This window comes from Streptomyces sp. NPDC111802, from assembly GCF_055634335.1.
Window position 1 is genome coordinate 51,433 of the sequence record NZ_JBVKCZ010000013.1, and the last position, 15,351, is coordinate 66,783.

The 15,351-nt window shown below is 69.3% G+C and carries 26 protein-coding genes, 1 tRNA gene and 1 pseudogene; 6 read left to right on the top strand and 22 right to left on the bottom strand.

Features of this window, described 5'->3' with window-relative positions:
* Positions 1-225: 225 nt before the first annotated feature.
* The 8 genes from ACZ7NC_RS16400 to ACZ7NC_RS16435 all read right to left on the bottom strand — a co-directional run bounded on the left by ACZ7NC_RS16400 (position 226) and on the right by ACZ7NC_RS16435 (position 4,341).
* Positions 226-624 carry a hypothetical protein gene (locus tag ACZ7NC_RS16400; RefSeq protein ID WP_471488790.1) on the bottom strand — a complete coding sequence of 133 codons (399 nt, stop codon included), beginning with the start codon at positions 622-624 and terminating at the stop codon, positions 226-228.
* Positions 621-1,079 carry a hypothetical protein gene (locus ACZ7NC_RS16405; RefSeq protein ID WP_471488792.1) on the bottom strand — a complete coding sequence of 153 codons (459 nt, stop codon included), beginning with the start codon at positions 1,077-1,079 and terminating at the stop codon, positions 621-623. The genes ACZ7NC_RS16400 and ACZ7NC_RS16405 overlap by 4 nt, the downstream gene beginning before the upstream one ends.
* A gap of 86 nt (positions 1,080-1,165) precedes the next feature.
* Entirely contained in the window at positions 1,166-2,008 is an 843-nt protein-coding gene (locus tag ACZ7NC_RS16410; RefSeq protein ID WP_471488794.1) for a helix-turn-helix domain-containing protein, read from the bottom strand.
* Positions 2,005-2,538 (bottom strand): DUF6879 family protein, encoded by a 534-nt coding sequence (locus tag ACZ7NC_RS16415; RefSeq protein ID WP_471488796.1) that lies wholly within the window; start codon positions 2,536-2,538, stop codon positions 2,005-2,007. Before ACZ7NC_RS16415 ends, ACZ7NC_RS16410 begins: the two co-directional genes overlap by 4 nt.
* A 2-nt stretch (positions 2,539-2,540) precedes the next feature.
* Positions 2,541-2,744, bottom strand: a complete 204-nt coding sequence (locus tag ACZ7NC_RS16420) for a hypothetical protein (RefSeq protein WP_062708446.1) — start codon at positions 2,742-2,744, stop codon at positions 2,541-2,543.
* 253 nt (positions 2,745-2,997) lie between these two features.
* On the bottom strand, positions 2,998-3,504 hold the full coding sequence (locus ACZ7NC_RS16425; RefSeq protein ID WP_471488798.1) for a hypothetical protein: 507 nt from the start codon (positions 3,502-3,504) through the stop codon (positions 2,998-3,000).
* A gap of 266 nt (positions 3,505-3,770) precedes the next feature.
* Positions 3,771-4,010: a hypothetical protein gene (locus ACZ7NC_RS16430; protein ID WP_471488800.1), complete on the bottom strand. Its 240-nt coding sequence runs from the start codon at positions 4,008-4,010 to the stop codon at positions 3,771-3,773.
* 181 nt (positions 4,011-4,191) lie between these two features.
* Positions 4,192-4,341 (bottom strand): hypothetical protein, encoded by a 150-nt coding sequence (locus tag ACZ7NC_RS16435; RefSeq protein WP_471488802.1) that lies wholly within the window; start codon positions 4,339-4,341, stop codon positions 4,192-4,194.
* Between the two features lie 168 nt (positions 4,342-4,509).
* On the opposite strand from ACZ7NC_RS16435, the gene ACZ7NC_RS16440 reads away from it, so the two are divergent.
* Positions 4,510-5,097 carry a hypothetical protein gene (locus tag ACZ7NC_RS16440; RefSeq protein WP_471488804.1) on the top strand — a complete coding sequence of 196 codons (588 nt, stop codon included), beginning with the start codon at positions 4,510-4,512 and terminating at the stop codon, positions 5,095-5,097.
* An 811-nt stretch (positions 5,098-5,908) separates the two neighbouring features.
* Here ACZ7NC_RS16440 and ACZ7NC_RS16445 read toward each other — a convergent pair.
* The 13 genes from ACZ7NC_RS16445 to ACZ7NC_RS16505 all read right to left on the bottom strand — a co-directional run bounded on the left by ACZ7NC_RS16445 (position 5,909) and on the right by ACZ7NC_RS16505 (position 12,946).
* Positions 5,909-8,047 (bottom strand): zonular occludens toxin domain-containing protein, encoded by a 2,139-nt coding sequence (locus ACZ7NC_RS16445; protein WP_471488806.1) that lies wholly within the window; start codon positions 8,045-8,047, stop codon positions 5,909-5,911.
* Positions 8,048-8,143: 96 nt separating this feature from the next.
* Positions 8,144-8,302, bottom strand: coding sequence for a DUF6257 family protein (locus ACZ7NC_RS16450; RefSeq protein WP_471488808.1), 159 nt, complete (start codon positions 8,300-8,302; stop codon positions 8,144-8,146).
* Positions 8,303-8,315: 13 nt separating this feature from the next.
* Positions 8,316-8,501, bottom strand: a complete 186-nt coding sequence (locus ACZ7NC_RS16455) for a hypothetical protein (protein WP_471488810.1) — start codon at positions 8,499-8,501, stop codon at positions 8,316-8,318.
* A 102-nt stretch (positions 8,502-8,603) separates the two neighbouring features.
* Positions 8,604-8,783: a hypothetical protein gene (locus ACZ7NC_RS16460; protein ID WP_471488811.1), complete on the bottom strand. Its 180-nt coding sequence runs from the start codon at positions 8,781-8,783 to the stop codon at positions 8,604-8,606.
* Positions 8,784-8,805: 22 nt separating this feature from the next.
* Positions 8,806-9,150, bottom strand: coding sequence for a hypothetical protein (locus ACZ7NC_RS16465; RefSeq protein WP_471488812.1), 345 nt, complete (start codon positions 9,148-9,150; stop codon positions 8,806-8,808).
* Complete coding sequence (locus ACZ7NC_RS16470) at positions 9,147-9,323, bottom strand: hypothetical protein (RefSeq protein WP_471489085.1); 177 nt, start codon at positions 9,321-9,323, stop codon at positions 9,147-9,149. Before ACZ7NC_RS16470 ends, ACZ7NC_RS16465 begins: the two co-directional genes overlap by 4 nt.
* Positions 9,320-10,438, bottom strand: a complete 1,119-nt coding sequence (locus ACZ7NC_RS16475; RefSeq protein ID WP_471488814.1) for a hypothetical protein — start codon at positions 10,436-10,438, stop codon at positions 9,320-9,322. The genes ACZ7NC_RS16470 and ACZ7NC_RS16475 overlap by 4 nt, the downstream gene beginning before the upstream one ends.
* On the bottom strand, positions 10,435-10,698 hold the full coding sequence (locus tag ACZ7NC_RS16480) for a hypothetical protein (protein ID WP_471488816.1): 264 nt from the start codon (positions 10,696-10,698) through the stop codon (positions 10,435-10,437). The genes ACZ7NC_RS16475 and ACZ7NC_RS16480 overlap by 4 nt, the downstream gene beginning before the upstream one ends.
* Entirely contained in the window at positions 10,695-10,895 is a 201-nt protein-coding gene (locus tag ACZ7NC_RS16485; protein ID WP_471488817.1) for a hypothetical protein, read from the bottom strand. Before ACZ7NC_RS16485 ends, ACZ7NC_RS16480 begins: the two co-directional genes overlap by 4 nt.
* On the bottom strand, positions 10,892-11,278 hold the full coding sequence (locus tag ACZ7NC_RS16490) for a DUF6907 domain-containing protein (protein ID WP_471488818.1): 387 nt from the start codon (positions 11,276-11,278) through the stop codon (positions 10,892-10,894). The genes ACZ7NC_RS16485 and ACZ7NC_RS16490 overlap by 4 nt, the downstream gene beginning before the upstream one ends.
* Positions 11,275-11,847, bottom strand: coding sequence for a hypothetical protein (locus tag ACZ7NC_RS16495; RefSeq protein WP_471488820.1), 573 nt, complete (start codon positions 11,845-11,847; stop codon positions 11,275-11,277). Before ACZ7NC_RS16495 ends, ACZ7NC_RS16490 begins: the two co-directional genes overlap by 4 nt.
* Positions 11,844-12,563: a hypothetical protein gene (locus tag ACZ7NC_RS16500; RefSeq protein WP_471488821.1), complete on the bottom strand. Its 720-nt coding sequence runs from the start codon at positions 12,561-12,563 to the stop codon at positions 11,844-11,846. The genes ACZ7NC_RS16495 and ACZ7NC_RS16500 overlap by 4 nt, the downstream gene beginning before the upstream one ends.
* The gene (locus ACZ7NC_RS16505) at positions 12,563-12,946 is read right to left on the bottom strand and encodes a hypothetical protein (protein ID WP_471488822.1); all 384 of its coding nucleotides are present in this window, start codon (positions 12,944-12,946) and stop codon (positions 12,563-12,565) included. The genes ACZ7NC_RS16500 and ACZ7NC_RS16505 overlap by 1 nt, the downstream gene beginning before the upstream one ends.
* A gap of 204 nt (positions 12,947-13,150) precedes the next feature.
* On the opposite strand from ACZ7NC_RS16505, the gene ACZ7NC_RS16510 reads away from it, so the two are divergent.
* From ACZ7NC_RS16510 to ACZ7NC_RS16525, 4 genes are all read left to right on the top strand, one after another.
* Complete coding sequence (locus ACZ7NC_RS16510; protein WP_471488824.1) at positions 13,151-13,354, top strand: hypothetical protein; 204 nt, start codon at positions 13,151-13,153, stop codon at positions 13,352-13,354.
* The gene (locus ACZ7NC_RS16515) at positions 13,351-13,851 is read left to right on the top strand and encodes a GIY-YIG nuclease family protein (RefSeq protein ID WP_471488825.1); all 501 of its coding nucleotides are present in this window, start codon (positions 13,351-13,353) and stop codon (positions 13,849-13,851) included. The genes ACZ7NC_RS16510 and ACZ7NC_RS16515 overlap by 4 nt, the downstream gene beginning before the upstream one ends.
* A gap of 52 nt (positions 13,852-13,903) precedes the next feature.
* Positions 13,904-14,113: a helix-turn-helix transcriptional regulator gene (locus tag ACZ7NC_RS16520; protein WP_471488826.1), complete on the top strand. Its 210-nt coding sequence runs from the start codon at positions 13,904-13,906 to the stop codon at positions 14,111-14,113.
* Between the two features lie 447 nt (positions 14,114-14,560).
* Positions 14,561-14,633, top strand: a tRNA-Arg gene (locus tag ACZ7NC_RS16525).
* A 235-nt stretch (positions 14,634-14,868) separates the two neighbouring features.
* Here the strand turns inward: ACZ7NC_RS16525 and ACZ7NC_RS16530 are convergent.
* Positions 14,869-15,066: a tyrosine-type recombinase/integrase gene (locus ACZ7NC_RS16530; RefSeq protein WP_471489067.1), complete on the bottom strand. Its 198-nt coding sequence runs from the start codon at positions 15,064-15,066 to the stop codon at positions 14,869-14,871.
* On the opposite strand from ACZ7NC_RS16530, the pseudogene ACZ7NC_RS16535 reads away from it, so the two are divergent.
* Positions 15,050-15,239 (top strand): annotated as a pseudogene (locus ACZ7NC_RS16535) (IS110 family transposase); the annotation flags it as partial. The gene ACZ7NC_RS16530 and the pseudogene ACZ7NC_RS16535 sit on opposite strands and share 17 nt — an antisense overlap.
* Positions 15,240-15,351 lie beyond the last annotated feature (112 nt).

Consider the following 15,351-nt stretch of genomic DNA (forward strand, 5'->3'; position numbering starts at 1 on the left):
GCTCTCTCCGTCAAGGTCCGGGCTGATGCGGGGCTTTCGAAGTATGTAGGCCCCGGAGGAGAGACGCGTACCAGTCGAGGCCCGAACCCGCCCGCCCTCTCGTGTTGCCTGGGGTGCCGAGAGGACGGGCGGGCGTTTGTGCGGCGGCCGCCCTCGACGGGGGCAGGGACGACCGCCGTACGTCCCGCTGCCGGTGCGGTCGGCGTCGCTGCCGGCAGCGGGAGGCTACATGCGGGTGCCGACCGCGATCCGGTCGTTGACCGCGAGTACCGGCATCGCCCGCATCAGGATGAGCAGCCGTCGTTCGTCGAGCTCTTCCACTGCGGACAGGGTGTGCAGGCCGATGCCGACCATGCCCAGGACCAGGCCCAGGAACGCGCGCTGTGCGTCGTCCAGGCCGAGCCCGTACAGGCGCCCCATCAATCCTTCCCAGCGGCACACAGGGCCGTCTGCGCCCTCCACGACAAGCAAGCGGTGCACGCTGTCCCGGGCGAGGATCGTCTCCTCCTCCACCAGGGCCTGCGCCGCCGCACGACCCCGGCCGGTGGCTGACGCGATCAGCAGTTCGCCGAGCGTCCGACTGCCGGCCTCATCTGTCTCTGGCGCGGCCACAGTTATCGTCATGATGCCTCCGCAGGGAGTCGGTACCCGCCCGGTCCGATCGCGGCGGCGAGTACGGCAGGGTCGGTGAGTAGCCCGGATCCGTCTGGGCGCGTGATCCACATGCGGCCCTCGATGTGCCAGCCAGTCGGCGGGCAGTGCAGGCACCAGCCCGCCGGCTGCACCCGCAGCTGCCGTACGTCGGCCAGTTCCTCGGCCGCGTCCAGCGGCACCAGCCACCACAGCTTGTCGGCCTCGGGGTCGGCGAGCACGGGCCCCCGCTGATGTGTCGGGATGCGGACGACCGCCGGATACCGGGTCGCGAGCCGCGCCTCGGCAGCCAGCCAGTGAGCGCCGGTCGCGATCGGGGCGAGTCCCTCCGTGTCCCACGCCGTTCGGACGAGGTCCGGGTGCGCGGTGCAGTCGGCGAGCCATGCGTCCCCGGCCTCGTACCGCCGGGCGAAGTTCGGTAGGGCCATGGCCAGGACGGTAGGGAGGGCCGTTGCGGCAACGCGTGCCGATTGCGCGCGATTGCGAACCCGCTCTGGGAGTTGAGGCGGATTGCCTACGTGAGGTCGAGAGCAGCCCGGGCTCGGGCGATGAGCCGGTGGGCCTGTGCTCCCTCAACGGCGCTCTCGGCGAGGCGATCCCACACCCGCCCGTACAGGGCGACGTCGTCGTCGGATTCGAGGGTGAACTCGGTGTTGATGGTCTCCACGATCACGCGTTTCCCATCGAAGATCCAGAACCCGTGTTTGGGGGTGAGTGTCAGCTGGACGCTGAACGGGATGATGCCGAGCGAGACGGAACTCATACCGATCAGGCCGACCAGTCGGTCCAGTTGCCCGGCCATCGCCTCAGCCGGACACACCAGGGCGTGAAGCGCGCCCTCCCAGATGAGGACGTTGAAGGACTTGCCCGGCTGGTACAGCACCTCCTGGCGCTGCATGCGGGCGTTCACGGCCGCCTCTGTATCGCGAGGGGACTGCATGAGCTCGGCGTTGTGGATCAGCAGATGGCGGGCGTACTCGGGGGTCTGGAACAGTCCCGGGATGACGGTGGCCTCGTAGCCGCGGACGGTGGCGGTCTGCCGGTACTCGACGACGTACCGGTCCTGCACGGCGCGGTGGCCCTTCGCCAACTGGCGGCGCCAGGAGCGCTGCTGGGACTCCATCCCGCGCAACCGGCTCTGAAGGTCGGCGGCCTCGGCCGGGGAGCCGGCCGCCTGCGCCCATGCGTCGAGGTCGGCGGCCGTGGCGGTCTGCTTGCCGGTCTCCAGCCGGGAGACCTTCGAGCGCTGCCAGCCGAGGCGCTCGGCCATGTCCTTGCCGTTGAGGCCGGCCTCGGTGCGCAGCTCGCGCAGCCGCGCACCGAGGGCGACCCTGGCGCTCTGGAAGTCCGTGCTCACACGGACGAACGTACCTGCGTCCAGACCTCAGCAGTAGGGACAGCTACCTGCCATGCGGCGTCCCGGGCGTGGCAGGCGGCGAGCACCTCGGCCGGGTCGTCGACCAGCTCGACACCGACGGTGGTGTCGGTGTCGTCGATGTGCATGCGGACCAGCGTGCGCGAGTCGAACAGCCACAGGTCGTAGTCCGGCAGGTTCAGCCGTACCGCCTCGGCGCGGGCGAGTACGCGGATGTCCTCGCCCGCGGCGACGTTCCCGGCCGCGGTCGCCATGAGGAACCGCTGCCCGTCCGTGGGCGGCTCGTCGACGATGCGGACGCGGGAGAACCGTGCGCCTCGCCCGGCCTTCGCACGCACGTTGACGTTCCACGGATGGTCCGGCTCCGGCTCCGGGAGCACGCCGCGCATGAACGCCTGGAAGCGCGCTCCCTGCCGGTCGGAGGCGTACCCGCGGCGGGTCTCCAGCCGGAACGCAGTGTGCTCGAACTCCGTGAACAGGTGGGTGATCTCCTCGAAGGGGATCAGCGGCACGGTTACTCCTTGGGGGCGAAGCGGGTGAGCAGCTCGCGGGGGATCACGACGAACGTCTCATGCTCGCCGACGTCGCGCAGTTGGGCGAGGTGCTCGGGGTCGGTGAGCTGGTCGCCCTGGACGACGATGTCTCCGGTCTCCTCGACCTCGTACAGCGTCGGGCAGTTGCCGTGCTCTGATGTGGTGCCGATGAACCTGAGCGTCATGTCGCCCTCCATCTGTGCAGGTTGGACCCTCAGCATGCTGTGGCGTCGTCCGGTCCGCTGGGGGATTGCAGGAGATTGCGTCCGGCGGGGGCGATTCGGTGGTGTGCGCGCAATCACGCGTACCCCTAACCGCATAAGAGATGCGGTTGGCTGCGTCTGACCTGCAGCTTTCGGACGCGATGGCACTCGTTTGGCACACGTCTCGCCGGCATGGAAAAGCCCCACCGTCAGGGGACGGCGGGGCTCCCGAAGGTCAGCTTCGGTCCAGGGTGACGCACTGGCACGGCTTCCACTTCGCTGGCACGTCGCTGGACTGGAACTTGAGGATCGGCATGTTCCGGTAGCCCTGCTGGAACAGCGGGCACTTCGTCGTCGCGTGGAAGGCGTCGCTGGTCTCTGTGGTGATGACCTCAGACAGCGGATCGAACTTCCGGGTGCCAGGGCGCATGTACTGACCGAACTGCATCCGCAGTCCGTTCTCGACCCAGAGGCTCCTGGCCGTGCGGCTCGTGTTCACCCCGCACGCTTCGGCGAACTCGTGGACGTCGAAGTTTGGGTCAGCGTGGCCCAGCACCTGGGCGGCGACCCACATGACGTTGGTGCGGACGGATTCGATCTCGTCCCCGGCGAGCTGCTCCTTGCTGCGCCTGGCAGGGGAGTCGTCGTCGCGGCGGTGTCCCGCGCGGTCGGTGCGCCAGGGGGCATCGGACCAGTCGTGCTGCGCGATCTCGGCGGCGAATTCTTGGGCAAGGCGGCTCAAGGCCATGTTGTCCTCCGATAGGACGTGCGTGACGCCGCCCCCCGACGGGGCGGCCGGTTCGATACTACATGGGCGACTGTGCGAGTAAACTTCCCGATTGATCGGTGAATGCCTGCTTCGTGAGTGTGGCGCCACGCGCGGTGCGCACGCGGCCCGGGATCGAGGACGTCGACGAGACGTACGTCGAGCAATCCGAGCTGATCGAGTGGCGGGGCGGCGGGCCGAAGGCGTGGGGCACGGAACCTGACGAAGCCTTCCACCCGCCATCATTCGTCCGGAACGAGCTCGTCGGGCTCCAGCGAGAAGAAGACCACGCGGGCATCCTGAGGAGCCCCACAGTCTCTGGCCGCCCTCTTGAAGAGGTGGTTGTAGAGCTCCTGACGACTGGCGCCAGGTAGCGGGCCGCAGTCACCATCGGCTGTTTCTACATGCCAGACCCGGCCTTCACGCCACGCGATGGTGATGACCCAGTGCCAGCGCTTCCGCTCGAACATCCGCTGCGTCATGGTCCGGCCTCCGGTCTGGCGCCGTCAGCTGGCCTTCGCTGCGACATGGGACCAGCAGGGCACGTCATGATCCGGCGGAGTTCGTCAACGAGCTCGTCACTCGGCTCCGGGGCTTCCTTCACCAGGGCGTGGATGGACGCCACGATGTCGGGGCCGAGCAGCGCGTGGCGCTCTTCGCGGGTCACGGAACAGCCCGCCCGTTGTAGTCGGCCATCCATGCCTTGACGACCGCCAGGTCGTAGCGACGGCCGCGGAACGCTGTGGGCTCGACCGGGCAACCAGCCTTGACCCACTTGTTGACGGTCCAGTTGGAGACTCCGTAGTACGCCATGAGCTGACGGGTGCTGAGAAGAGGCGAGAGCCCGGCTGGAAGGCGGACTTCGCGGGGAGCAGCGTCCATGGGGCATACCTGCCACTACAGGGCCGCTGCCGCTCCACCTGATCGCGGGGTTTTGCGGAGGGCGCCATCACTGGGATGGCTGTCTATAGGCTGCGCGCCATGAGCGCGATCGACTGGGGTGACGTACCCACCTGGGCAGCCGGCGCCTTCGCCGCCGCCGCGGCGTACTACACACGGGGCATGCTGCGGAGCCAGCGCCAGCAGATCGACGAGCAGCGCCAGTTCATCGCCGAGCAGTCCGCGAACCTGGAGATGGAGCGGGCCGAGCTACGGGCCGCCGCCGAGGAGCGGAAGGTGGCGCAGGCCCGTCGGGTGCAGATGGCGTTCTCTGCCGTGGGCAGCAGCGGCACCGATGAATACGGCGACGAAATGGGATACGACCGATGGTCCGTGACAGTCACGAACAACAGTGACGCTCCCATCCGGGACGTCTTGGTGCGCTTCGGGAACGCGTACAACGCCGCTTCGGCCGTTGAGAACGAGGCTGCTCACCTTCCCGACAGAGGGCGGCGGACGGTCCCCGTGCACCTTGTCGGAGCCGCGCGCAGCGTCACGTTCGAGTCGGGCCGCTGGCAGGAGGTGACCGTGGACAACAACAGGCCGAGCCTGTTCTTCTCGGACGACGACGGCGTCCGCTGGAGCCTCGACGAGCACGGCAACCTCGAAGAGGTGCCCCGCGGCGACTGATAGGCGAGGCACCCTCGACTAGGCAGGGTTCACGGCCGCCATTGCTGCCCTAGCCTGGCGGGATGAGTGCTCCGTATCAGCAGGCGTGGACCCACCGAGACACCACGGTGGACGGTAAGACGAGCCCGGCGGATGGACTCGTGCATGCGATCTCAGAGTCACACCAGCGACGCCGAAAGGCCCTGTGCGGTGTGGAGGTCTACATCATCCACCACGAGGAGTGGCCGCCTCGTGTGTTGCCGCCCTGTGGCACGTGCTCCGAGCGCGCAACTGCGGGCTGGTAGACGCACAACGGCCGTTCCTCGTGTGCCCCTTGGGGGGGCACGGGGTTGTCAGTGCCCGGTCGTAGACTCCGAACGGTCCTACTGTGCCGAGAGGGAGAGGAGGTGAACATCCTCATGGCCAAGGGATCTGGCAACGGCCGGGGCAACTCCGGGGGTAAAGCCCGGAGCGCCGTAACCGGCCGGTACGTGACGAAGGGCTACGCGAAAGCTCACCCGCGTACCACGGTGATCGAGACTCCGAAGAGGCGTTCCGGGAAGAAGTGACCTCTTGAGTCCCAGGGAGGGGTGTCGCGTATGCGGCGCCCCTCCGCTCCTTTTCACCTTAGCGAGTGTGTCCAGACGCTCTGCGAGGGGGGCCAGGGCGTGTCGCACAGCGTCGGGGAGGGAGGCGGAGGAGGGGAGGCTGAACCCCCGTTACCGGGCCTTCCGAGGGGGTGCCTTCCTGTCCTCCCTTGCCTCCCTAACCTGTCGTTTCCGCAGGTCATGTACAGGGAGGCGGGGCGGGGAGGCGGGTAGGGAGAACTCCCTCAGATTTCGTCGCCTCCCTCGTCGTCGATCTCTGCGGCCTCTTCGGCGAGGCGCTCCATGAGGGCGTCCTGGACGCGCACACGGGCCACGAACATGCGGCCGCCGTCGGTCTTGTACTGCTCGGCGCCGTAAGGCTCCAGGGCGCGCTTGAGGTCAGTTGGCCCCCACTTGCCGTAGGCGTCGGGGTTCCGCGCCGCGAGCCGGTGCAGCACCTCCTGAGCGAGCACGCGGGTTTCCTCGCCGAGGACAGCGAGGACGTCGGTGAGCGGGTCGGCCGGCTCGAACGTGGGCACCTCCCACACGCCGTCGTCGTTCATGTACGCCTTCATCGCGCGCTCGACGACCGGCGTCACCTCGTCGATGCCCTTCTCGGCATCACGGGCGACGTAGTGGCAGCGGATCACCTCGAACGGCTTCCTGCTGAAGCCCGTGGTCACGGCCGTGCCAACGTCCTCGCCGGGAATCAGGGTCGTCGCGGTGATGCCGGCCTTGTGCTTGCCCGTACCGAGCAGCCCGTCATTCGCGATGTAGTCGCCTACGGCGAAGGCCACGTTGACGCTGGTGTTGCGGGTGAGCTCTTTCGGGATGCTGTCAGCGTTCGGGGACGGCGTCACGAAGATGAGAGTGATGCCGCACTTGCGAGCCTTCTTGATGACCTTCTCGGCGAGCTCGGCGGCCTCCTTGCCGTACCGCTTGTGCAGGAACAACTCCTGGCACTCGTCGAAGACGACCACCTTGGGCCGCATCCGCGGGTCCCTCAGGGCCAGTTCGCGCGTGAGCTTCGTCGTCTCGCCGCCCAGGGACTCCAGCAGCTTGCCGCGTTCACTGACCTGGTCCCGCAGCCGGCGTAGCGCGTTGACGGCGGCCTCGAGGTGCTCGTCGTCGTCGCCCTTGACCAGCGTCCGCAGGCGCGGCTTCAGCGGGTCGTAGTCGACGTTGTACGCCATGCAATACACCTCGGCCTCGACGATCGGGTCGAGGATCGCACCGAGCAGCAGCGAGATGATCAGCGACGACTTCCCGGACCCCATGATGCCGCCGACCAGGTAGTTCGCGGCCATCAGCTTGCCGATGATGGGCTCGCCACGCTGAGACACGGCGACGGGCACGCCCTTGAAGTAGTCCGTGGTGCCCTCGTGCAGCAGCGGCCAATCAGGGATGGCTCCGGACAGCGAGCCCTGGTCGGCGACCCACAGGTCGAGGACGCCGGCCTGCTTCGCCTCGGTCGGCCACACCTCGATCGGCTTGCGCGCCAGGTTGTGCGCCAGCACCGTCTTTTTCGCGGCGACCATCTCGACGGGTACGCCATCAGGCAGCTGCAGCTGCGCGTGATACCCATTCCCGGACCTGGTGGACGGCTGCACCCAGCGAGCCTTCCAACCCTCCTTGAGAGCCTTGTTGAGAGGCGCGATGCCCAGGTTGGCCAGGGCCCGCATGATGGCGTTCTCGTCGGGCACGACGTCTCGTTCGTCACCGTCGACGGGGAGCGCCCAGGTGGGGGCGGTGCGCTGAGCGCGCCCGACCGCCCACACACCGGCCAGGGCGAGCAGCGGCATCGAGAACAGCAGCGGCTCCCAGATGACGCCTGCGAGGAACGCCACCCAGCCGACGAACTCGATCACAGCGTTCGTCGGGGCGAGGACGTCGTGCACGTCGTGGTTGTAGACGGCGAGCATGATGCCGAGCATCAGCAGCAGGCCGCCGAAGCCCATGGCGGCGGAGGCGATGGCCCGGGGCAGGTTGATGGCCATCTGCAGCAGGTCCATGCGCCGCTTGTGCCTGGCGAACCGGTAGGCGTAGGCGCGCTGTTCCCACTTCTGCACCATCTCCTCGTTGCCGGAGGCTTCAGCGATCCGCATCATCCGCTGGTGCATGGCAGTGGTGCGGGCCTCCCAGGTACGGCGGGCGAGGACGCGGGCGCCGCCGGCGATGTACGCGCCGTGCCGAATGGTGAAGCGATACGTGGGGCTTTGGCGGGTGTCGACGAACACCCGTCGCAGCGAGTCGATACGGACTCGGCGGCGGGGGCGTTCCGAACCGTGTTCGGCCTGATCGGCGGGCTGTTCGGGCGCGAGCTTGAGCAGCTGCACCTCGGGCGCCGCGTGCCCGTTGACCCGCTCGGGGACGGTATCCGTCATGCTTGGAGCTCCTGTTTCGTGACGTATTTCGTGACGGAATGAGGGAGCCCGGGGACGGCGACAGCTTGGCGGTTGGACGCCGTCCCCGGGGCGGATCTACTTGCTCTTGCGGCGGAGCGCGTCCTGCTCGATGCGCTCGACCTGGCTCCGCAGCCTGGTGAGGTTGGCTCGGGGCAGGGCCATGCGGGCGGTCAGGGCGGCGATACGCCGCTTCTCGGCGGGCGTGAAGTCGCTGAAGTACGGGCCGTCAGCCATGCGGTCAGGTCTCCTAGTTGGCCGGGTAGTTCTTGCGGTGCTCGTCGCCCATCTGGTCGGCGACCTCGCGAGACTGCTCGGCCTGCGGGGAGTGGTCGCCGTAGGTGCGGCAGGCCTGCCCGTAGTCGCGGTAGGCGTCCCCCACGGCGTCGAACGACTCCTGGTAGCCCTCTTCGTCGGTGCCCTTGGACCAGAACATTGGGTCTCCTCGGGTTGGTGGGCCGGGCTGTCCGGCCCCACCGCACCCCCGCAACCGTGGCTCAGACGGCCACAGTTGGCGGGGGACGGAAGGGCAGGCAGGTCAGTGGCTGCGGCGGTGGTCGAGCTCGTCGAGCTCGCTGTTCATCTGCTGGTGCAGCAGGTCGGCGAGGTTCCGCTGCTGCGGCGTGGACATAGCGTCGGCCTCGATCTGTCGGGCCAGCTCGGCGCCGGCGGTGATGGCGCCTTGGATCTGCTCGGTGGTTCGGCCGTCACGGCACATGGGGCACCTCTCGGTCGGCAGGTCAGTGCTTCTTCTGGAAGTCGCGCCACATCGAGCGCATGACGAGCAGGCAGCAGGTGGCGCAGGTGGCGGCGATGGCGACGGCCACGGCCGCGAGGGCGAACGCGACGGCGAGGACGCTGGCGATGGCGCCGCCGGTGATGACGAGGCCGCCGATGGTCCACCACTTGCGGGCGTTGAACTCGGGCCCCTGCTTGTGGTCGTGTCCGCAGGTGTGCGGCTGTTGCTGGGCGCTCTGGGCGGCCAGCTTGGCGACCTCCAGGGCGGCCATGGCGACCGCGACGACGTCGGTGTTCCGGGAAGCGTCGGCGACGGCGGCCTCGGCCTTGTCGAGGGCGTCGCTCACCGCGCCCACCCCCTTGGAGCGCGCAGGTACGGGCGGGCCGCGATGCCGAGGCCGAACGCGACCAGGACGGGCTTGGCGAGCAGGCCGGCGACGACCGCGACGACGAGGGCGAGCAACTGGGGGAAGACGAGCAGGAGACCGAGCAGCGCGCCGAGGATGACGTAGCGCATCACGCGTATCCGCCTTCCATCGGCGCGGCCGGGGGCTCCGGCTCCGCCTTCTTCGCGGCCCTCGAAAGGGCGGTTCGGACGTAGGGCTCGGTGACGACGAGGCGCCGCTGAGAGCGCAGGCGCTCGACGATGTCCCGCGCCGATGCGTCCACACCGAGGGCTGATGCGGCCTCCTCGATCGCGCCCTGCAGGTCGAGCGGCTCCAGGGCGTTGACCTGTGGCGCATCAGCCGCATCAGGTCGATGCACCTCGTACTCCGGGGGCCGCTGGCCGAGGACCAGGGCGACCGCTACGGCGTCCACGGGCACGCCGTAGGTGCCGAGGAGATGGGCGAGCTCGGCGGGCGGCGCATCCGGTCGCGCATCAGCTGTGAGACGGATCGCATCCGCCGGGTCCATGTCAGCGAACCGCTCGCGCAGCACCTCGGTCGCGGAGACCTGGCGGGGCCGTTCGACGGGACTGAGTGACGGCTTGTCACCCTGTCCGCCGTACATGCCAGCGAGGGCCGCATCAGCTCCTTCGCGGAGCCGCACCCGCTGCACCTGGACGAGGCCGGCGCCGAGGACCTGGTCGCCGACGCCTACTTGCTTCGCGAGGGCCCACGACTTCCGCAGCGACGAGTCGCGGGTGTCCTTGTCGGGGTGCCGCTCGGCGGCGGCCTGGTGGTACGCCAGCTGCTGCACGGCGTCCGCGGTACGGCGCTGTGCCTCGGCGTCCACGCCGGTGGTGTAGATGACGACGCGGCGGGCGATGAGGCCGAGGCCCTCGGCGGCACCGCTCATACCGAGCGGGGTGGTCGCGTAGACCACGGCCTCGGTGACGTTGCCCGCCAGGGACAGGCCCATCCCGCACGCTGCGAGAGGGGCAAGCCACAGACCGACACGCACCCACAACGGCGCGGACTGGCCGAGCAGGGTCAGCCCCAGCATGGTCAGCGCCAGGATGAGGGTGAGGCCCTCTCCGGCGGCGACGACGCCCGCGGCGGTGGCCTTGCGGTCAAACTCGGCGAGCGCGTTGGAGAAGGTACCGACGGCGCCGGCCGCGCCAACGATGACCATGACGGCGGCCGCCGCAGTGAGGACGCCGCGCTGACCCTTGGTGAGACGGCGGGTATTCACTGGTCGCCACCTGCCTCGGTGCTGGCGTAGCGCAGCGGGTATCCGCGCTCGGCGAGGACGGCGTTCAGGTAGTCGAGGGCCTCGTCGACGTCGATGCGCAGCTCATACCGGCCGAAGGCGATAGCGACGATCTCGGCGGGGCCGGCCTGCTCGAACTGGCCGAGCAGGGAGTGGCGGCTGACGATGTCGTTCGCGGCGCGTAGCAGCTGCCGGTGACGTCGGTCGTCGGCCCTCTTGGCGCGGATCTTCTTGAGGCTCATTCGCCCACCTCCGAGGGGGCGGCGGCGCGCACGACGCGGTGCGCGGCCAGGGTGGTGCCCTCGCGGTCGCCGCGCGCGTTCGCGTCGAGCAGCGCGGCCATGAGGGCGGGGACAGACGGCGTCGGCCGTGCCGACCGGCACGCCGCGCGGATGGCGGCGTGCTCGGTCGGGCGCGGGATGTGGGAGCGGGCGGTCACGACTGGCCGTCCCTGGTGTCGACGATCGCGGCCAGTTGGTCGGCGAGGTCGCGCAGACGGTCCGCGTACGCGTCGAGGCCGGCGGCCAGGCTGTACAGGCTGACGGGGTCGAGGGTGAGGCCGAGCGGCCACACGGACACGCCCGGGGTCCGGCCGCCGAGCCGCGGGTCGTCCTTGGTGGCGAACGGCGACTGGACGAGTTCGGCGGACAGCAGCGGGCGGCCAAGGTGGGAGTACTCGACGGTGGGCCCGGCGTGCATGAGGTCGACGCGTTCGCTCTGGGGGTCGTGGTGGCTGTGGCCGGCGCACCAGGCGGGTTCGGGGAGGGTGACGTCGCCGTGGTCCTCGGTGGCCAGGGTGACGGTGCGGGGCTCGGTGCTCACTGGCCCTCACCCCGCTCGATCCAGGCGTAGGGGCGGGTGGTGGCAGCGGCCTTGAACGCACGGATCGCGGAGCCCTCGGAGGCGTCGGGCAGCCCGTACACACGGCCGCCGTCCAGCGACGCGAGGAGGCGGGCGCCGTGGTGCTCGCAGCCGTTCAGGCCGGCGTTCGCCGCGTCCAGCACGGTGACGACGGCCGGGCCGCTGCAGGCGCTTGGGTCCTCAGGGTGAGCGGCGGGGCAGCGCTCGGCGAGGAGTTGCGTCTCCTCGGCCGCGGCCTGCTCGATGCGGGCCTGCCACGTCGGGTAGGTGACGGGGTGCTCCGCCGTCCACTCCCGCAGCCGCATCGCCGAGTGGTCGATGTCGCCGTGCTTCAGCAGCAGCTCGACGATGACGCGGGCGTCGGAGGCCCGTTGCGTGAGGAGTTCGGCGCGCTGCTTGTCGTCGGCCGGCATGTCGGCGAGGGGCACGTCGAGGGCCTCGACGATCGCGGTGAGTAGCTCGGTGACGGCCGGGGGCAGGGCGCCCACCGCGAGGGTGGGCGCCTGCTCGGCAGTGGGGCGGCGGATCACCGGTTGCCCCCGACAGTGCGGTTCATCCGACGGTCGTCGGCCTCACGGTCGAGACGTGCGATCTCCGGGTCACCCGCGAAGTCGTCGGCCGCGGTCTGCTCGGCGAAGTCGACGACCGCGGACAGGCGGACGGTGAAGGCGCGCATCGCGTCCAGCGCCCGCCGCGCCTCGGCCGGGGGGATCTCGGCGAGGTGCACGCCGTAGCCCAGCCACACGGACGTCCGGCGGCCGTAGGCCTGCGCCTGGTCGTTGGCGACGACGACCTGCGCCGTCATCCACGGCAGGTCCTCGGAGCCCTGGCTGTAGCCACTGCAATCGACCTCAGCGGCCCGCAGCGGCGTCTCAACGGGGGCGGTCGAGTGGGCCTCCAGCGCACCGGGCTTGCCGTGCTCCTCGACGCAGAACCCGGGGCACCCCCAGCGGGCCATCCACTCGGGGCCGCGCTGTGCGGCCGTGAGGGGGCGCTGCTCCCTCTGCTGACGCAGGAGAGCGACCATGGTCTCGGCGAACTCCGCGGCCAGCTCCGGCGCGTAGCCGGGGTAGGTCTTGCGCATGGCCTCGTCGACCGCGCTGGGCAGTGCGGCGTACAGCTGGTCGACGTTCAGGGCGAACGTCTCCGGCGTGCCGGCCTCGCTGTGCTCGCGCGGACGGTCGTCGAGGAGCGGGTGCGGGTGGCCGGTGGGCTGGGTGGCCTCGTTCAGGCGGGTGGCGTTCATCAGACAGCCACCCCCGCCAAGGCCTCGAAGCGGGCGGCGACGACGACGTCCTTCGGCCGGTACGCGGCCAGGCGGGCGGCGAACGTGCGGGCCGCGTACAGCTTCACGGCGACGGCCTTACGGACACGACCCTTGAGCTTGATGGTGGTCTCGCGGACGTCGTCGGCGATGAGGCCGCGGGAGAACGCTCCGGCGAACCGCTTCGCCGTGGCGTCGTCGAGGCCGGCCGCGACGAGGCGGGTACGGACGGGCTGCGGGGCGCCGGTGGCGACGGCGCGAACGGCGCGCTGAGTGGCGCGGGTCTCGGCCGTGCGACGGCGGAGGGTGGCGCGAAGCGCACGGCGGTTGGCGCGGTGCTCGCGGCGGGTGGGAACATGAGCCATAGCGGGTCTCCTGTGTCAGCAGGTGGATTCCGTCAGGCCCTCAGCCGGTGCTCCAACACCGCTGGGGGCCGCTTGCTTGTCCGGCCCGGGAGGTGACTTTCGTCAACTCTGTTCCGAACAATGTTGACACTACTCCTGCCCTATGGGACTGTCAACTCTGTTCCGCACTGAGTTCGCAAGAGAGGTCGTGACAACATGACAGCCATGGCGCGAGACGAGATCCCCGAGCTCCGAGAGCTGCGAGACGAGTACGACCGAGCCCGCGACGCCCTCATGGCGGCCATCCATAAGCACCTCGACCAAGGCGAGTCGAACGCCCGCATCGCCCGCTCGGTGGACTGGTCGCGCGAGTACGTTGCCCGCATCCGCAAGGAGCGCGACGCCGCCCAGGGCGGCGATGAGCAGTGAGCTCCAGCGTCGTGTACGCGATCGGCAGCTCGGAGCACCGGTTCGCGAAGATCGGGACGACGTCCAACCTTGCCGGCCGTCTCGCCGCCCTCCAGACGTCCTCGCCATTCCCGCTGCACGCCCTCTGGCAGTGCGAGGGGGGCCATGAGTTGGAGCGCACCCTCCACGGCCATCTGAGCCGCTTCCGGGTGAGAGGCGAGTGGTTCGACTTCGGCGACGCCGACCCAAGCGACGCGATCGTCGAGGCCTTGAGGCAGCTCGGCTCCCGCGCCGTCTCGGCGAGCGCCTTGCTGCGGTTCGCAGCTGGCCGCTTCACGGAGGCGAGGGTCGAGCGGGATGCCCTGCGGCAGGAGCTCGCGGTGGCGATCCGGCAGGCGGACGCAGACGAGGTGCCGCAGAAGGACATCTGCGAGGCGACGGGCTACACGCGCCAGCAGGTCCGGCGCATCGTCCTGGCCGACAAAGAGGCGGGCGAGACCCTGCCCGGGGCTGACTGAGCCGTACACCTTGTCAACGTCGAACGGTCAAAGTTCCGGACGAGGGGGCGCCATGCCGGACCCGAAAGACGACTACTGGACGATCGCGGACGTCGCGGCCTACTGGGGTGTGCGCGAGCAGACCATCCGGTCGTACCGCTCACGCGGACGCGGTGAGCTCCCGCCGCCCGACAAGATGTTCGGCCGCTCGCCTGCGTGGCGACCGGCCGCGATCATCAGCTTCCAACGCCTCGGCCAGGGCACTCGGACGGACCTGTACTGACCCCGCAGCCTGCTGCTCGCGGTGTCTCCGTGATGGCACGGCGCTGGCACCAAGAGGCCCGGACGCGTTCCGACGGGGCCCGACGGGGTCGGACGGCATATCGGGGCTGAGCTGCGGCGGAGCTACTCAGCCGGTTGAGGTCCGTCATCGTCAGACGGACCTCAACACACTGCTAATGCGGTTTGGGCCTTAAAGCCCATCGAGGGTTCAAATCCCTCCGCCTCCGCGCTCGATCACGAAGCCCCGGTCCCTGGACCGGGGCTTCGCTGTTTTGTGACCGAGGCCACCGGTCTGCCAGGTCGGCCGCCGAGGGGCCCTTTCAGGGCGTTTCCGCAGCTCACAACGGGTGCGGCAAACGGATTTCACATGGCGGCGGCAGTCATGTAATGTTCTTCCTGTCGCCGCGAGCGGGCCGGAAGGGCCGGGATCGGCGGGAAAACAGAACAAGCACTCGTAGCTTAACGGATAGAGCATCTGACTACGGATCAGAAGGTTGCAGGTTCGAATCCTGCCGAGTGCACAGCACGTCAAAGGCCCTGTGGAGTGATCCACAGGGCCTTTGCTTTATGCCTTGACGGCAGTGTGACGGCAACCGCCTCTGGGGGCAGATCAGATGGCTGCCGGGACACCGGCCGGGCCGTCGTCATCGTCTGATCCGTTGCCGTCACCCCTCAATGCGTCCCCGACGCATTGAGGCGGAGCGCTGCGAGTCGAGCCGCACGAAGGTGTAGATGTTCATGGTCACGCGGATCGAGCTATGGCCCAGGACCTCCATGATCATGCGGGCGTCCCCCCTGCTCGTGGAGGAGCGACGTGCAGGTGTGGCGCAGGTCGTGAAAGCGGACCTTGGCTGTGCCGGCGCGGACGCCCAGCGCCTCGAGGGAGCGGTCCAGGTTGCGCGGCTCGATCGACGTCCCGTTCTTCGTCGTGAAGACCGCCCAACTCCTGGAAATTTTCCCTGCCTTGGAGCGGTCGCTGGGACCTGGTCAGCAAGGGCCCAGTCATTCTGCTGACCGGCTACCTGGCCCCGGCCGCGATCCGTCGTGCGGGCGTGAAACGGATCGAGATCTGGCTGAAGAACCGCAAGGTCCGAGACGCCGCTGCACTGGCTCGTACGGCCGTGGAGGTGATGGTTCAGATGGCTGTGAGCCGAAGGCCGATATCTGTGTTGCTGGCGCACCCTGGCGTGTAGAAGACATCGAGGCATTGTGCCGCGGCCCCGTCCCTCTCCAGGCTAT

Excerpts from the sequence above, each read along its gene's own strand:
- ACZ7NC_RS16510 (WP_471488824.1), top strand. The coding sequence starts at position 13,151 with ATGGCGCGAGACGAGATCCCCGAGCTCCGAGAGCTGCGAGACGAGTAC.
- ACZ7NC_RS16455 (WP_471488810.1), bottom strand. The coding sequence starts at position 8,501 with ATGTTCTGGTCCAAGGGCACCGACGAAGAGGGCTACCAGGAGTCGTTC.
- ACZ7NC_RS16445 (WP_471488806.1), bottom strand. The coding sequence starts at position 8,047 with ATGACGGATACCGTCCCCGAGCGGGTCAACGGGCACGCGGCGCCCGAG.
- ACZ7NC_RS16400 (WP_471488790.1), bottom strand. The coding sequence starts at position 624 with ATGACGATAACTGTGGCCGCGCCAGAGACAGATGAGGCCGGCAGTCGG.
- ACZ7NC_RS16505 (WP_471488822.1), bottom strand. The coding sequence starts at position 12,946 with ATGGCTCATGTTCCCACCCGCCGCGAGCACCGCGCCAACCGCCGTGCG.
- ACZ7NC_RS16405 (WP_471488792.1), bottom strand. The coding sequence starts at position 1,079 with ATGGCCCTACCGAACTTCGCCCGGCGGTACGAGGCCGGGGACGCATGG.
- ACZ7NC_RS16520 (WP_471488826.1), top strand. The coding sequence starts at position 13,904 with ATGCCGGACCCGAAAGACGACTACTGGACGATCGCGGACGTCGCGGCC.
- ACZ7NC_RS16420 (WP_062708446.1), bottom strand. The coding sequence starts at position 2,744 with ATGACGCTCAGGTTCATCGGCACCACATCAGAGCACGGCAACTGCCCG.
- ACZ7NC_RS16440 (WP_471488804.1), top strand. The coding sequence starts at position 4,510 with ATGAGCGCGATCGACTGGGGTGACGTACCCACCTGGGCAGCCGGCGCC.
- ACZ7NC_RS16460 (WP_471488811.1), bottom strand. The coding sequence starts at position 8,783 with ATGTGCCGTGACGGCCGAACCACCGAGCAGATCCAAGGCGCCATCACC.
- ACZ7NC_RS16480 (WP_471488816.1), bottom strand. The coding sequence starts at position 10,698 with ATGAGCCTCAAGAAGATCCGCGCCAAGAGGGCCGACGACCGACGTCAC.
- ACZ7NC_RS16430 (WP_471488800.1), bottom strand. The coding sequence starts at position 4,010 with ATGACGCAGCGGATGTTCGAGCGGAAGCGCTGGCACTGGGTCATCACC.
- ACZ7NC_RS16450 (WP_471488808.1), bottom strand. The coding sequence starts at position 8,302 with ATGGCTGACGGCCCGTACTTCAGCGACTTCACGCCCGCCGAGAAGCGG.
- ACZ7NC_RS16435 (WP_471488802.1), bottom strand. The coding sequence starts at position 4,341 with ATGGCGTACTACGGAGTCTCCAACTGGACCGTCAACAAGTGGGTCAAG.
- ACZ7NC_RS16500 (WP_471488821.1), bottom strand. The coding sequence starts at position 12,563 with ATGAACGCCACCCGCCTGAACGAGGCCACCCAGCCCACCGGCCACCCG.